Origin of the sequence: Priestia sp. AB (assembly GCF_028369225.1) — a bacterium.
GTDB classification, from domain to species: Bacteria; Bacillota; Bacilli; order Bacillales; family Bacillaceae_H; genus Priestia; species Priestia megaterium.
Genome location: NZ_JAQMYN010000014.1, coordinates 54,141 through 70,515 on the forward strand (window position 1 = coordinate 54,141; position 16,375 = coordinate 70,515).

13 protein-coding genes are annotated in these 16,375 nt (G+C 33.7%); 4 read left to right on the forward strand and 9 right to left on the reverse strand.

The annotated features are described in order from the left end of the window. Positions 1-2: 2 nt before the first annotated feature. From POF52_RS26360 to POF52_RS26390, 7 genes are all read right to left on the reverse strand, one after another. Positions 3-821, reverse strand: coding sequence for a carbohydrate ABC transporter permease (locus POF52_RS26360; protein ID WP_271996397.1), 819 nt, complete (start codon positions 819-821; stop codon positions 3-5). After that, on the reverse strand, positions 821-1,681 hold the full coding sequence (locus tag POF52_RS26365; protein WP_050691401.1) for a carbohydrate ABC transporter permease: 861 nt from the start codon (positions 1,679-1,681) through the stop codon (positions 821-823). The genes POF52_RS26360 and POF52_RS26365 overlap by 1 nt, the downstream gene beginning before the upstream one ends. Before the next feature lie 135 nt (positions 1,682-1,816). After that, a complete protein-coding gene (locus tag POF52_RS26370; protein ID WP_271996398.1) occupies positions 1,817-3,043 on the reverse strand; it encodes an ABC transporter substrate-binding protein in 1,227 nt (408 codons plus the stop codon). 164 nt (positions 3,044-3,207) lie between these two features. Beyond that, entirely contained in the window at positions 3,208-4,242 is a 1,035-nt protein-coding gene (locus tag POF52_RS26375) for a LacI family DNA-binding transcriptional regulator (protein WP_271996400.1), read from the reverse strand. A 441-nt stretch (positions 4,243-4,683) separates the two neighbouring features. After that, entirely contained in the window at positions 4,684-6,222 is a 1,539-nt protein-coding gene (galT, locus tag POF52_RS26380; RefSeq protein WP_271996460.1) for a UDP-glucose--hexose-1-phosphate uridylyltransferase, read from the reverse strand. Between the two features lie 79 nt (positions 6,223-6,301). Further along, entirely contained in the window at positions 6,302-7,291 is a 990-nt protein-coding gene (galE, locus tag POF52_RS26385; RefSeq protein WP_271996402.1) for a UDP-glucose 4-epimerase GalE, read from the reverse strand. A 20-nt stretch (positions 7,292-7,311) separates the two neighbouring features. Continuing rightward, positions 7,312-8,508: a galactokinase gene (locus POF52_RS26390; RefSeq protein WP_442956659.1), complete on the reverse strand. Its 1,197-nt coding sequence runs from the start codon at positions 8,506-8,508 to the stop codon at positions 7,312-7,314. An 892-nt stretch (positions 8,509-9,400) separates the two neighbouring features. Here POF52_RS26390 and POF52_RS26395 point away from each other — a divergent pair. Further along, the gene (locus POF52_RS26395) at positions 9,401-10,654 is read left to right on the forward strand and encodes an MFS transporter (protein WP_271996406.1); all 1,254 of its coding nucleotides are present in this window, start codon (positions 9,401-9,403) and stop codon (positions 10,652-10,654) included. Between the two features lie 47 nt (positions 10,655-10,701). Further along, entirely contained in the window at positions 10,702-11,316 is a 615-nt protein-coding gene (locus POF52_RS26400; RefSeq protein ID WP_271996408.1) for a sugar O-acetyltransferase, read from the forward strand. Positions 11,317-11,582: 266 nt separating this feature from the next. Here POF52_RS26400 and POF52_RS26405 read toward each other — a convergent pair whose 3' ends face one another. After that, a complete protein-coding gene (locus POF52_RS26405) occupies positions 11,583-12,623 on the reverse strand; it encodes a LacI family DNA-binding transcriptional regulator (RefSeq protein WP_271996410.1) in 1,041 nt (346 codons plus the stop codon). A gap of 642 nt (positions 12,624-13,265) precedes the next feature. Here POF52_RS26405 and POF52_RS26410 point away from each other — a divergent pair. Both POF52_RS26410 and POF52_RS26415 read left to right on the forward strand, forming a co-directional pair. Then, the gene (locus POF52_RS26410) at positions 13,266-14,453 is read left to right on the forward strand and encodes an MFS transporter (protein ID WP_271996412.1); all 1,188 of its coding nucleotides are present in this window, start codon (positions 13,266-13,268) and stop codon (positions 14,451-14,453) included. 237 nt (positions 14,454-14,690) lie between these two features. Continuing rightward, positions 14,691-15,110, forward strand: coding sequence for a MarR family winged helix-turn-helix transcriptional regulator (locus POF52_RS26415; protein ID WP_230185593.1), 420 nt, complete (start codon positions 14,691-14,693; stop codon positions 15,108-15,110). Positions 15,111-15,287: 177 nt separating this feature from the next. Here POF52_RS26415 and POF52_RS26420 read toward each other — a convergent pair whose 3' ends face one another. Next, positions 15,288-16,166 (reverse strand): LysR family transcriptional regulator, encoded by an 879-nt coding sequence (locus POF52_RS26420; RefSeq protein WP_271996416.1) that lies wholly within the window; start codon positions 16,164-16,166, stop codon positions 15,288-15,290. Positions 16,167-16,375: the final 209 nt, after the last annotated feature.

Consider the following 16,375-nt stretch of genomic DNA (forward strand, 5'->3'; position numbering starts at 1 on the left):
TCTTATTTAATTGCTCCTTTTACTACCCCACCAATAATCCATCTTTGTGCAAAGATGTAGACAATAATCATTGGTGATAATGCAAGCAAGTAAGAAGAGAACGCTAAATTAAAGTCTGTTCCAAACTCAGATTGGAAAATATATTGTACCAATGGTAGTGTCGCGTCTGCTGGGTCATTTAAAATAATGAGTGGCAACATAAAGTCATTCCATGCCCATAAACAAGTCAAAATTCCAACTGTCGCGTTAATGGGCGTTAGTAACGGGAAAATCACCTTCCAAAAGACTCCCCAAGTGCTGCATCCATCCATAATAGCTGCTTCTTCAAGCTCCATTGGAATAGAACGAATATATCCTACGTAAATAAAAATATTTAACGCAGCTCCGTATACGATATATAAAAAGATTAATCCGCCTGGATTATCCATCCCAAGTGCCGATGTTTGTTTAACAAGAGGAAGCATGATGATGGGAAAAGGGATAAACATAGCACTGACAAAATAGTAATATAGCACTTTAAAAAATTTACGATGCATGTTTCTCGCAATGGCGTATGCAACTAATGAATTTGTCAAGATTGTAAATATAACCGTGGTAACCGTAATTAAGGTACTATTCTTAAGCGCAGAAAAAAAGTTCGTTGCTTCAATTGCTTTCGTAAAGTTTTCGATATGAAAGCCTAATGGAAGAGAAAAAACGGATTTCGCTAACTCTTCTGGTGTTTTAAGCGCAATAGAGATAGCAATGTATAATGGTAGGATGATAAATAATGATCCTACGGCAACTAAAATGGTAACGGGCCAATTGGTTTTCTGTTTCATTACATATTCATCTCCCTTTTCTGAAGAACTTTAATTTGGAATACAGAGATTAGGACAATCACAATAAAATATACAACTGAATTGGCTGATTGATACGCAAACTCTCCACCTTGAAATCCGCCTTTATAAATCAAAAGCGAGATAGATTCTGTTGCACGTCCTGGTCCTCCACCTGTTAGGGCAATAACTTGATCAAAGACCATTAAAAAGCTTTTCATAGAAAGTACCATGTTGATTGTAAAGAAAGGAGCAATCATTGGAAAGGTGATTTTCCAGAACTCTTGCCACTTATTTGCCCCGTCTAAACTAGACGCTTCATACAATTCACTTGGAACTGTTTGTAAACCCGATAGATATAAAATGACATTGAATGCACACGCTTGCCAAACTGCTACAATCACGATTCCAATCCATGCTAACTGCTCACTTCCTAAGATATTCGTTGAAAGAAACCCAATATGTAGTTTGTCCCCTAATTGTGGTACCACATTTGAAAAAATGTAGTTGAAGATAAAACCAACAATTAAAACACCTAATACATTCGGCAGGAAATAGACGCCACGGAAGAAATTTTTACCTTTAATTTTTGCGTTTAATCCCACCGCAATAGAGAGACTCAATATATTTACGAGGATAGTTGAAATAATAGCAAACTTAAAGGTAAATAAATAAGAATTTAAGATGTTTCCATCCTTAAATAAATTCAAGTAATTTTTGAATCCCACAAAATCATAGGTAAAGCTTAATCCGTCCCAATTGGTAAACGAATAGTAAATTCCCTGAACAGCTGGGAATGTGTGAAAAGCAGCAAATAGAAAAACAGCAGGTAATGTCATTAAGTAAAAAGCGATATTCTTCATTTTTTTCCTTGGTTTAATACGAATTGAAGGGCTACTATCAAGCCTAGTCACTAGAGCATCATTCTTTTTCATGATTGTCCTCCTTTTGCAAAGGAGAAGAAAGGAGGAGTTTTTCTCCTTTCTTCTTTATTGCTGTTAGCGATTTTTTACTTTTTTCCATTCTTGATCTAATGTTTTTAGAAATTTCTTTGCATCCTTATTTTCTGTTAATACTTGTAACTGCTTTTCTAACCCTACTGCTATTGGTACGTAATGATCTGGAAAATCAGTTACAGCTCCTTTTGCAAGACTTTCTTTTAAACCTTCTACACTTGGATCTTCTTGTACAATTCCTTTTTTTGCAGAGAATGCATTTTGAGCTTTGATGTATGTTTTGATATTTTCATCGTCCAATAAGAATTGAAGAAACTTTTTCGCTTCCTTTGGATGCTTTGTCGTAGATGTTTGGGCAAGTAGCAAGTCAACCCCTGAAACTACTTTTGATTCACCAGGTGTATTTGTGATCGGATATGGGAACACTCCTAAATCAATATTTGGATTAGCTTTCTTGATTTCTGGAATAGCCCATATCCCTTGAAGGTACATTGCAGATGCACCTTTAGCAAATGCTACGTTTCCATCATTATATGCTTTCCCATTTTGAGCATCATGGCCATATTTAAGAAGTGTTAAAAATTTATCTGTCGCCTCTTTATGTCCTTTTGCGAAAGTAGTTTTTCCTTTGTCTAACTCTTTGAAGAAATTTTCTCCTTGTGTGTTAGCTGCCATTACATTGTAAGAAGGTAATGCTGTCCAAGCATCTTTAAATGTAAAATAGAATGGGGTCTTTCCAGCTGCTTTTACTTTTTCTGCTACATCAATGAACTCGTCCCATGTTTGTGGCACTGAAAGTCCCAGTTCTTTAAACATTGTTTTGTTATAAATAACGGCATCGGCATTTACTGAATAGGGTATTCCATATAGTTTCGTTTGTTTAGACACATCTTTTAGCATTTTGGTGTATGCTGGTTGAATATCTTTTACCAGGTCGTCTTTAGACACGTCTTCAAATGCACCTGTTTTCGCAATATCCCCAAATGCTGAGTCTCCTCCAATCCCAACTACATCAGGAAGATCACGCTTTGCTACACGTGTTTTTAATACAGTAAGGGAATCTGGTGGATTAGATTGAACTACATCAATTTTCGGATTTTCTTTTTCAAATTTTTGAATTAAGTCATCAAAGGTTCCTTTTGCTTCTGATTTATATTGAAAGAATTCGATTTTTACTTTTCCATCTCCACTTGCTCCTTCATTACCACATCCTGCAAGTCCGGAAACTGCTAAGGCACTAGTCATTAATAGCGCTAAGGTTTTTTTCATATCTCTTCTCCCCTTTAATTCTCTATATAACTTCAGTAAACGCTTACCTAATGATTATCACTTAATATTTCGAATATTTGTGGTAGTAATTCTTAAATGGGTTATGTAATTCTATTAACTCATTGCTATACTTGATCACCTCCTTCTTTATACATTCTATTTTGTTACTTGGCTTGACAACTTTTCCTTATAATTAACTCTGTATCAAGAACCACTCTAGTAGATATATTTCTTCCATTTAATCGATCCCTTAAAAGCTTAGCTGCCATTCTACCCATTTCCTCTGCATGAATTTTTACAGTAGAAAGGGGTGGGTTTAGGAATTCTGCTGCTTCAATATCGTCAAAACTAATAAGTGAGATATCTTCTGGAACATTAATACCTTCTTCATAGAGAGCTCTTAACGCACCTATAGCCATTGGATCACTTGCAATAATCATGGCACTTGGTAAATTTCCTTTTTCTATAGCTTGCTTCATTAGTTCATACCCACTACTTGGCCCCCACTCTCCTATAAATACATTTTCAGGATTATATAGGCCCTTTTGCCTCATTATCTTTTCATAGGACACCTTCCGCGCATCTTCAATTTCTTTGATAATTCTTCCACTATCTACGCTTTTAATATTATCTAAGCCTCCTAGATAGCCAATATTATAATGATTTAATTTAGTTAAATGGTTGAGAACTACCTCGATAGCTCTTTCCAAGTCTGAGGCGACTACATCGTAATTTCCTTCACGTGGTAAATGATTTACAAGTACCACATTTTCATTTTCGTAATAGACGTCTCTTAATGAACTCAAATCTACTCCTCCAATGACTATTAAGCCATCTAAATCATGTAGTCCCTCCAACGATATACCCTTTCCCAACCGGAATATATTTTTAATATTTAATGGAAGTTGTTCACAAGCAATTTCTAGTCCGAGACGGATTGAAAGGAAGTAAGGATCATGTACTTCATCCTCCTGCGCGAGAGCCGAAACAATACCGATGTTGTAGACATTATCCTCATTCATTTTAAGCTTTGTTGTACTCTTCTTTTTTCGAGGCTTATAATTTAGTAAATCTGCAGTTTGCCATACCCGTTTTCTTGTACCTTCTGAAACCGATAAAGTATGGTCGCTACTTAATATTCGCGAGACTGTAGCAATGGATACATTCGCTTCGCGTGCAACGTCCTTTATCTTTGTCATTTCAACTTCACACCTGTCTTTTTAGTAAAAGATTTTTTATTTTAGTTAAAATTACTAAAATTATATTTATAATATATCAAGAAAAACGCTTACAATCAAGATAATTTTAGTTAAATATTAATTTAAATAATATACCAAATTAACAATAATTTGAGCTAAATTAATAACAAAACCCTTTAAAATTAACATTTGTATAAACTCAATGTATTGAAGAAAAATTTTAATTTATTTTATAACACTTAATCCAATTATAAATTTTACTAAAATTTAATTAAACTAATTAAAAAATAAAATATCAACTTTAATAAGTGGCTCAATTTTATCTTCAAATATTTATAAATCTTATTAAGAAAACTCCTTCTAATACTCAACTCTGTATTAAAAATAATTAATCGATAAAGTATTAGTATAACTAGACTTTATCGATTAATTATTTTTAGTTTAGGGTTTCTGTGTCATACTTTTATTTAAAAGATGATTCATGAACCCTTTAAACGCTTGCTGACCTTGGCTGTCACGTTTAAATACGCCCGCATGTTCAAGAATATTCTTAAAAACAATGCCGATTTCTTTCCTTAGAATTTCATGTACATTTTCATTTGAGAGTTCTGCATATTGCTCTTTTATCTTTTTTGCCCATTCTAAATGCTTAGAAATCTCTTTTTGTCTTATAATTTCTTTTTCAAATTCGCTTGATAAAAGACTTTGTGCTAATAAGTTCATTTCCTCTTTTAAACGTCCTGGTAATACAGCAAGCCCCATTACTTCAATTAAACCAATATTTTCTTTTTTGATATGATGTACTTCCTCATGCGGATGGAAAATACCCATTGGGTGTTCATCGGTTACTCTATTGTTACGGAGAACAAGGTCCACTTCAAATAATTCTCCTCTTCTCCTTACAATTGGTGTAATGGTATTATGGGGAATTTTATCTGTAAATGCCAAAATCTCAACATTAACGTCGCTATACATCTTCCAAGTTTGTAAAATATACTCTGCTAAATTTATAAGCTCCATTTGCTCTTTTCCCTGCAAACGAATAACTGACATAGGCCATTTGACAATACCTACTCTTGTGTTTGGATAATTTCTAAACCCAAATTCTTTTTCAATTTCCGCCTTTGCCATAGGAAAACCATGATGACCGCCTTGGAAATGATCATGTGCTAAAATAGATCCCCCTACTATTGGTAAATCCGCATTCGATCCGAGAAAATAATGAGGGAATTGATGAACAAATTCCAAAAGGCATTCAATTGATTTCCTGGATATTTTCATAGGACGATGGTCAGCCGAGAAGACAATTGCGTGCTCATTATAATAAACATAAGGTGAGAATTGTAAAAACCATTGTTCTTTATTTAACTTAACAGGAATAATTCGATGGTTCTGCCTTGCTGGATAATTTATACGGCCTGAATATCCCGCATTTTCCTTGCATAGCAAACATTTAGGGTAAGAAGTTTGCTTAATGTTCTTTGCGGCAGCAATAGCTTTGGGGTCTTTTTCAGGTTTAGATAGATTAATAGTCACCTCTAAATCACCGTACTCTGTAGAGACTAACCATTGTTCATTTTTTTCAATACGGTCTGTCCGGATATAGTGAACATCCTTTGAAAACTGATAGAAAGCTTTTGTTGATGCTTTCGCTCCTTCTTTTTCATAACATTCAAAAAAACGCCGATTTATCTCAGAAGGAAGTGGTGCAAAGCTAGCCATTAAACTTGTATCTAACAAATCCCGATAAGTCACCGTATTGTCTTTTAGACATCCTTTCTCTGCTGCCCAATCTACTATTTTTTCTAATATTTCTGTAGGAGTATCAGATACTTCCTTTGCTATTTCTACCCTTTCACAATCATCAAGTTGCAACACCTCTAATAGTTTGTTGCGGACTACATCTACATCCCAACTAGTTATTAGTTTTTTATATAAACCATATTGGATCAATCGTTCAATTTGCACAAAAATATTGATTGACATACTTACTGCTCCTTTATTAAAAAAGAATAGAAATGGCATGATAACTGTTTTTTAACTAGTCATCACGCTGTATTTATTCACTGTAACCATCTGAATGCGCTTGGAACCAATTCCATGCACTTTCAATTATCTTTTCAAGAGAAGTATACCGAGGTTGCCATCCTAACTCTTTCATTGCTTTTTCTGAAGAAGCAACGAGTTTTGCAGGATCTCCCGCGCGTCTTGTTACCACTTCTATGGGAATTAATTTTCCTGTTACATTACGTGCAGCGTCAATGACTTCTTTTACAGTAAATCCATTGCCATTTCCTAAGTTATATGTAGCACTTCTATGCCCGCGACGTAATTTATTAATTGCTAAAACGTGAGCATCAGCCAAATCTGTTACATGTATATAGTCACGTACGCATGTACCATCATGGGTTTTATAGTCGTCTCCAAAGATACTAATCTTTTCTCTTTTCCCTAATGCAACTTGTAAAACAATTGGGATAAGATGAGTTTCAGGGGTATGGTCTTCTCCTAATTTCCCATCCATATGAGCACCTGCCACGTTAAAATAACGTAATACTATATATCTCATGTCATAGGCTTGTTCAGACCATTTCAACATTTTTTCAATTGCCAATTTAGTTTCTCCATATGGATTTGTCGGGTCTGTAGGAGCGTCTTCTAAAATGGGAAAGCTTTTTGCTTCTCCATATGTAGCAGCAGTTGAAGAAAACACAATTTTTTTTACGCCATGTTTAATCATTACGCGCAGTAAGCAAAGAGCTCCGTATACATTATTATCATAATATGTCAAAGGATCCTTAACACTTTTGCTAACAAGTGAATCAGCAGCAAAATGAACAACTGTTTCAATGTTATGCATTGTAAAGATATCATCTAAAAAAGGCTTATCACGTAAATCGCCAACATAGAATTTTGCGCCATCTAACACAGCTTGAGTATGTCCTGTTTGTAAATTGTCAATTACAATCACTTCTTCTCCCTTGTCTAGCAGTTCAGAAACCGTATGACTTCCAATGTATCCTGCTCCCCCGCAAACTAAAATAGCCATGACATTTTCCTCCCTCTACTTTATACTGTTTCGCAAACTAATTCTTTTGCTCCCCCACCCACTTGTACAACATAGAAGTCTGCAATTAGACCTGTTTCTTCTGTATAATTACGGCCTACTTGCTCAATAAACATATCAATTTTATTCTTTCTTACGATATTAACTGTACAACCTCCAAAGCCTGCTCCAGTCATACGCGAACCAATTACACCCTCTTGTGACCACGCTGCTTTTACCAATGTATCTAATTCTTTTCCAGTCACTTCGTAGTCATTTCGTAAGGACTCATGAGACTCTCTCATTAATTTACCAAATCCAACAATATCGCCTTGTTGCAGTTTAATAACCGCCTCTTTTGTACGAGAATTTTCATATACAGCATGTTTAGCTCGCTTGCGATCAACTTCATCTTGGATAAGATATTTATGCTGTTCAAATTGCTCTGGGGTTAAATCCCCTAATGATTCAATGGAAAGCTCCAATTGCAATTGCTTTAATGCTCTTTCACACTCTGCACGACGCTCATTATATTTTGAGTCTGCCAGGCCTCTACGTTTATTTGTATTTACAATAATTAAACAAGCTCCTTGAAGTTCAAGTGGACTGTACGTGTAGTCTAATGTTTGACAGTTTAATAAAATGGCATGGTCATCTTTTCCCATACCAATAGCAAACTGATCCATAATACCGCAGTTCACACCAATAAACTCATTTTCTGCTTGTTGACTCATTTTTACTATGTTCACCATATCTATTTTCAGATTAAACAATCCTTTTAGTAATACAGCAGTTACTAATTCGATAGAAGCAGAAGAAGATAAACCTGCTCCATTTGGGATATTGCCGTAAAATAATACATCAAACCCCTGTTCTATACTGTAACCGTGGTTTTTAAACGTATAAATAATTCCCTTAGGATAATTAGACCAATCATGAGAGTCTTCATATTCAAGATTCTCTAATGAGAATTCAATTACACCAAGATTTTCAAAATTCATTGAATACATTCTTATCATTTTGTCATCACGTTTTCGTACAATCGCATAGGTACCAATATTTAAGGCACAGGGAAAGACATGCCCACCATTATAATCTGTATGCTCACCAATTAAGTTGACACGACCCGGCGCAAAAAACATTCTATTTAGTTCAGTCGATGTATTAAAAATTCTTGTAAATTGTTTAAGTAAATCTCGCTCCACTTTTATTCCCCCCATCAGGTAATGTTTTAAATAATCATTTAAAAAAATGTTTATTTTCCAAAGCCCCTTTGATCTGTTTCCCCATTTTAGCAATGTGAAGTTCTCTGTTGATGCCTCTTCTCCCCTTTATTAGTCAATCAAATTCCACTGGTACCCTAATTCATTAGAAGATTGTCTTCTACAGGGACATTTCAAATGATTACTAAAATTTAAAAACCGTTTTACATCTAGAATTTAGAGCATTTCCATTATTTACGAGCTGGTATTAAACATAAAACACAATCACCAAACAGATAAAATTTAACTTAAATTTTATCTGTTTTTACTAAAATTATATATGTAATATACCAAGAAGAACGCTTACACGCAACAAGTTTTGTATATTATATTTTTTTATTTAAGAACATTGTAAAGTCAGAATTCGTCCTAGAATGTAGATAACACTAAGCAACATGTATTCTACTATTCTGTCATGAAATGATTGACTGTAGTTAAAGAGCAGGAATTTCATAAATATAAAAACTCATATACAGCATTAATTTTTATTATCGAGATAGAATTGTGCAAATTTTAAAAATGTTATTGATTGTAAACGTTTTTTTTGATATATTCCTTTTATATATTTTTTACTAAAATTAAGTAAAAATATAATAAAATATAGATTCAATTCCAGAAAGTGGTGAACAGTTGAAAATAATCCAATTTAGAAGGCGTTTTTTAACAAAAGAGGGTTGTTTAATTAGATGACATAGTTAATACCAAGAAATTGTTTATTTTTTATAAGCAATCGATCTTTTATTGCGTCTAATGAAAGCGAAAACATTCCTGATTTGAATGAATATTAAGATGGGATTAACAGATTGAGGTAACAGTATTTTTCTTCTGAAATATGATGGAGGTAATTAAAATGAGAAAATTGAATAAGAATTTTTGGATATTTGGATCATTCTTCTATTTATACTTTTTTATCTGGGCAGCTTGTTTACCTTTTCTATCACTTTGGTTAACTGAAGTAGTAGGATTAAATTCAACAAAAACTGGTATCGTTTTTTCAGCCATGTCAATTGCAGCTATTTGTTACCAGCCATTCTTCGGAATTGTTTCAGACAAATTAGGGTTAAAAAAGAACTTAATTTGGATATTTATTGTACTACTAATGTTCATTGCACCGTTTTTTATATTTGTATATCAATCTTTATTACAGACGAATATAATAATTGGTTCATTAATTGGAGGCGTTTACCTAGGAGCTGTTTTTAATGGAGGCGTAGGAGCCATTGAAGCATATATAGAAAAAGTCAGCCATAGTAGTTCATTTGAATATGGTCGAGTAAGAATGTTTGGTTGTTTAGGTGCTGCTACAAGTACCTTTTTAACAGGGCAATTGTTTAATTCAAACCCTAATGCTATTTTTTGGATTAGCTCAGTAACTGCTGTAATTTTAGCTCTTGTTTTCTACCTTGCAAAAATGGAAGGCGCACATTCTCATTCGGCAGGAAATTTATCTACCCCATCTGCTCCTAAAAAAGGTACTTTATCTATTTTTAAAGATAAAAAGTTTTGGTTTTTTGTATTATATGTTTTGGGTGTAGGATGTATTTATGATGTATATGACCAGCAGTTTTCCGTCTTTTTTACTCATTTCTTTGAAACACCAGAAGAAGGTACCGAGGTTTTTGGAAACCTTTACACCTTACAAATATTTATGGAAGCGATTGTAATGGTACTTGCGCCGTTTATTATCAGAAAAATTGGAGCTAAGAATGCCTTATTATATGCAGGGTGTATCATGTCTATAAGAATTATAGGTTCGGGGTTAGCAGACGGTCCAGTTGCTATAAGTGTATTAAAATTAATGCATGCTTTAGAAGTTCCAATTTTATTAGTTGCTGTATTTAAATATATCTCAGCAAATTTCGATATGAGAGCATCAGCAACTATCTACTTAATTGGATTTCAGTTTTCTAAACAATTAGGAGCAATATTCTTATCAACTATTGTAGGAAATATGTATGATACAGTAGGTTTTAAAAGCGCTTACCTTTTATTAGGAACGATTGCACTTGTTTTTACAATCATTTCTTTCTTTACTCTATCAAGTCATAAATCACCTGATATTCATGCAACTACTTTAAAAAAAGTTCAAAAAGATAGTGCGTAACTAAATATTAAAATTAAACAGTAATTGCATAAGGAAAGGATAAGGATATGAAATCTAAAGAAACTAAAGAAAGAATCCACAATCAAAAGCTTTATTATTGCAACGACGATTCCTTAATATCAGAGCAAATGAGCTATTTGGAGCTATTGTATATTTTTAATCATTCACGTCCAAGTGAACAGGCTGTGAGAAGCAATATATTAAAGCAGTTGTTTTCTGAAATAGGAGAAGATTGTTATATAGAACCTCCTCTTCATGCAAATTGGGGAGGCAAAAATGTCCATTTTGGTAACAGTGTGTACGCCAATTTTAATTTAACTCTTGTTGACGATTGTGACATCTTTGTTGGTGACAATGTTATGTTCGGTCCCAATGTTACAATTTCTGCCGGAACACATCCTATACATCCAAACTTAAGGCGTAAAAAGGCACAATATAATGTTCCAATCTACATAGAAGATAATGTTTGGATAGGAGCCCAATCTGTGGTACTTCCAGGTGTACACATTGGGGAAAATACCGTTATAGGGGCTGGTAGCGTGGTTACAAAAAGTATTCCTGCTAATGTAGTAGCCGTTGGAAACCCTTGCAGAGTAATAAGAGAAATTAATGATAGGGATATGAAGTATTATTATAAAGATTTAGAAATAGATATAGAATGAAAAGATATGAGCAATGCAAGATATGCAGTATACTAACAAAAATACATTCTCTAGCTAAAAATAATGTATAATTCAATCTCAAGATATTTCTGTAATATTCCTATAAAAGGATAAAAAATAAACTTTTTCTAAGTAATCCTTAACTTACATTTTTTATAATTTTCTATAAAGGTTCCCAGCTAGCTAAACAAATAAAAAAGCCGTTTCTTACTTATGATAAGAAATCGGCTTTTTTATTTGTATATTTTAAATAAGACTCTCAATTATTACTTGGGCTGACAACTATCTCTTAAGATAAAATCTGCCGCCAGTATAGCTTTTATTGGTACCCTTCGTCCTTTTATCCGATCATATAAAAGTTTTACTGCCATTTTTCCCATCTCATCGGTATGAATTTTTACCGTTGAAAGTGGAGGGTTCAAGTATGCAGCTGCTTCAATATCATCAAAACTTATAATAGAAAGGTCTTGAGGTACTTTTATATTAGCTTCGTTTAATGCACGCATTGCTCCTATGGCCATTGGATCACTCGCAATCAACATGGCACTTGGCAAGGAACCTTTCTCTATGAACTTTTTCATTAACTGATATCCTCCATTGGGTCCCCATTCCCCAATTAATATATTTTCAGATCTATATAAACCTTTTTCTTTCATTATCTTCTCATATGTAACTTTTCTTTGATCATCAATTTCAGTATATTCGAATTCACTTAACTTTTTAATCGTATGCCTACCACCAATGTATCCGATATTAGTATGTTTAAGTTCAAAAAGATAATGTAGAACCTTTTCAGTAGCAAGCTTAAAATCAGGAAGAACAGCATCATAGTCATCTTCATCAGGTAAATAATCAACAAAAACAACAGAAGGATTCTGACCATACAACTCTTTTAGCTCTTGTGAATCAACTGCTCCGATTACTATTATTCCATCTAACTCACCTAGACCATTTAAATCCGGGAGAGGGTCATTTTTATTAACTCTGAGAACAGTAGCAATATGAAAAGGTAGCTGTCCACAAGCTATTTCCACTCCTGAGCGCATAGATAAGTAATAAGGATCCGTGATTTCATCTTCTTTAGAAACCGTTGAGATTAAAGCAATATTATATACGTCATTTTTTTTACTTTTTTCATTTTGGTTATTCCTTTTCCTTGGTGGCTTATAATCTAATGAATTAGCTACTTCTACTACCCGTTTCCTTGTATCCTCGGTTACTGACAATGTTTGATCATTGTTTAATATTCTCGATACAGTAGCAATAGATACATTTGCTTCGCGTGCGATATCTTTTATTGTTGTCATTCCATCACCATACCATAGTAAATTATTTTATCTTGATACATTAAATTTACTAAAATTACATACTGTATAGCAAGAAAATGATTTCATATCATATTAATTTTTGGAGATCTGTTGTATATAGTGAATTTATCAGAAAAAGGTATTTAAGTTCCTAATTCAATCCTTGGCTTCTTTCTACTTTCCTACACCTGCATCATACCCCACAAATAGATCCTTTTTCTACAAGATAGATAATAGATAACACTATTTTTAATTAAATACGTTAACTATTACTTTTGTTAATAAGAGTAAGTTAATTCTATACATGAAGTGTTGTACTTATAATGAATATAAAAACGACCAATAATCGTATTGGTCGTTTTTCACAAGATAAACCTACTTGTTCGGGTGTCTTTAAGTATTATATGTGTCTCTACTTTATTCATTCAAAATGATAAAGGTATACTTATTTCACTTTCACATTAGTTTCATTCACTCTATTTTTTCTAATAGGGTTTGCTGTATTCCATGTTTGTTTTCCATTCTCAACATCATAACATTTTTGTTATATGCGTTATAAAAAATATGCATTTTATTTATAAAAAAACCTAATGTACCATAGAAGAGGATTAAGTTTCAAGAAATTAACTGGAGGTAATTAGTATGGTCAATCGTAATAAATTGTTTCTATTTGCACTTATACTAGCTGCATTTAACCTTAGGCCGGGTCTAACTTCAGTTAGCCCAGTATTGCATGGAATAACGAAGGATCTAGGTATGAGTTCTACTTTAGCTAGTTTGCTCACTTCCATTCCTTTGTTATGTTTTGGTTTTTGTTCGTTATTTGCTGGTCGTTTAGCAAATCGCTATCAACCAGAGAAGATTATTACTTTCGCTATAACTTGCATAGGTATTGCAACGTTTCTAAGGGCCTTTACAAATTCCTCAATTCACCTGTTAATAACGGCTTTATTAATTGGTGCAGGAATTGGTGTTGTAAGCCCTTTGCTTTCTGGTTTCATTAAAAGTCATTTTCCAGACAAGGCAGCATCGATGATAAGCATATACTCTACTTCCATGGTAGTGGGTGCATCTATTTCTATTGGGCTAACGACACCACTTCAACACTGGTTCAATAATTCATGGAAAAATGGATTAGCATTTTGGAGTATTCTTGCTCTACTCGCTGTTCCACTTTGGCTTATGATAATGAAACAATCCCGTATTCCTGCAAGTAATTTTTCACAAAAGACGAAGGCTTCTTTACCATTAAAAAATAAAAAAGCCTGGCTATTAACTTCTTTTGTAGGGATTGTAACTCTTCTATTTTATTGTTTTGCAGCCTGGCTACCAGCGATTGTAGAGGAAAAAGGATGGACGCCAGCATTTGGTGGTCTTGTAGGTACAATCGCTATGATTGCACAGCTACCAGCTACTCTTTTATTACCTAGTCTTTTAAAAGTGCTACCGAGCAGAAGGTTTTGGATTACAACCTTTACCTTAAGTATAATAGTTAGTTTATCCCTTTTATGTTTTACCAACGTAACACCTATTGTTTCAAGTATATGTTTAGGGGTTGGTGCCGGTGGTCTTGTGTCGCTAAGTTTGTTGTTACCATTAGATATGGCATCTTCCCCTCTGGAAGCAAGTACTTGGTCAGCAATGACTCAAGCAATTGGATATATGATCGGTGCAGTCGGCCCATTCATAATTGGATTTCTGCATGATTATCTAGGAAGTTTCGTTCCGACATTATATCTTCTTATAATTATAGGATTCATTGCCATCTTATTAGGGTGGAAAATTACCAAACCAGCTAAAGGTAAAGCAGAGGGCTTACCTGTGAAATAAAAACCACGAAGTAAATCGTGGTTTTTATTTTAGCTTTTGAAAAAGACTATATAACAACTTTTAAAGTATAGAGTGATATTACTGTGTGCAGGAGGAGGTTTGGTCCCATGAATACATTTGGTCAGATAAATAGTAGCGATTATATAGAATCACGCGTAGGTATCGCCTACTAATAAAGACTTATATTACTCGATTATTAGCTTAAGACATATTTTTCTATCTTTCTGAGGTGACGTTATGGATTTACATGATTTAACAGGCCATCTTATTCATCGTACAGATGTAAGAGCAATGAATTATTTCAAGAAAAAGCTCAAACCTTATGGCATGACTCCAGTACGATGGAGCATCATTAGTGTTCTAGACTCTCAAAAAGGGATCACCCAAACAGAACTAGCAGAAGCAATTGATAAGAAACAAACAACTATTGTAGAAATGATTTATGCGATGGAGGAAAGAGGACTCATAAAAAGAATATACAGTAAACGAGATCGTCGCTTACACTATCTATTTCTTACAGAAAAGGGGGAAGAGTTAAAGAAAACTCTTTCACCTTTAGTTGAAGACGCTCACCTCTTCATCACGCGTCAATTAAGTAATGAAGAAAATACTCAACTAAAGACATTGTTAAACAAGGTATATAACGGTATACAATAAGCCGTGTTACTGAATATTCCTTATAAAGAGAAACCTTTTTTATAAGAACTCAATAAATACTCTTTCTAGCCACTACCATTCATAAATAGTAGAAATAAAAAAGACAGCCACTTTTTGAATCAAACGGCTGTCTTTTTTATATGCACTAAATACAACACATGTTTATTTAAGTACTATTTAAGCATCTTCTTGAGCAAAAAGGGTACGAGCTGTTTGGATAAAAGCATCTGTTGCTTTGGATATATCTTTCATATCTAGCACTGCTATATTGATATCTCTATACGTATCTGGTTTTAACTCACGAACAACGACTTGGTCTGGCAACCACCAAATATTTTGTTTTGTTGTAATGGTAATTCCTAACCCTTCTTGTATCATACTTAATCCTGTCTCTATATAATCCATTTCAAACCGTACTTTAGGAGTCAAGTTATACTCGTTGAATAAAGCATGAATCTGTACCTCATAACCGCATTTTCCAATTAGTATATCTTCACCTTGTAGGTCAGGAATACTTATTGTTTCTTTCTGAGATAAAGGATGGCTTGAGTGCATAAGTACAATCAGTTGATCTTTAATTAAAGGTAAGGTATCAAAATCTTTATCAGGAGGAATGATAATTCCTACATCAATACATCTGGAACGTAACCACTCTTTTACTTGATCTACACTACCTTCCGAAAGCTTGATTTCTATACCAGGATACTGACTTTCCATTGTACGTATGATCTTAGGAATAAACCTAGTACAAGCAGTTCGGTAAGCGCCAATGTGTACCTTTCCAATTTCTAACCCCTGTTCAGCCACAATTAATTCATCTACTTTTTGTAATTCACTCAGGATTGTTCTAAAAGTAATTAATATTCTCTCTCCCACATCTGTAAAAGATATTCCATTCTTCTTATCTCTTTTAATTAACTTCGTTCCTAATTGAGATTCAATTGTTGCAACGGTACGACTTACCGCAGGTTGTGTCATATGTAGCTCTTCACCGGCTTTTGTAAAACTTCCTGTTTCTGATATCCGGACAATAAGTTCAATTTGTGATTTGTTCATATCAATTTTGTTATCTCCTATATAATTAATATGCATTTCATTTGTATTAGAATCCAATGTATCATGAAAGAGAATTAAACTTCAAGAAATTAACCGAAGATAATTAGGATTAGCGATTGTAATAAATTATTTTCATTTGTGCTTATAGTACTGTTTTGAGGATTTTATTTTTAAAGTGCATTTGGCTTTAGCAATACTATATAATCATC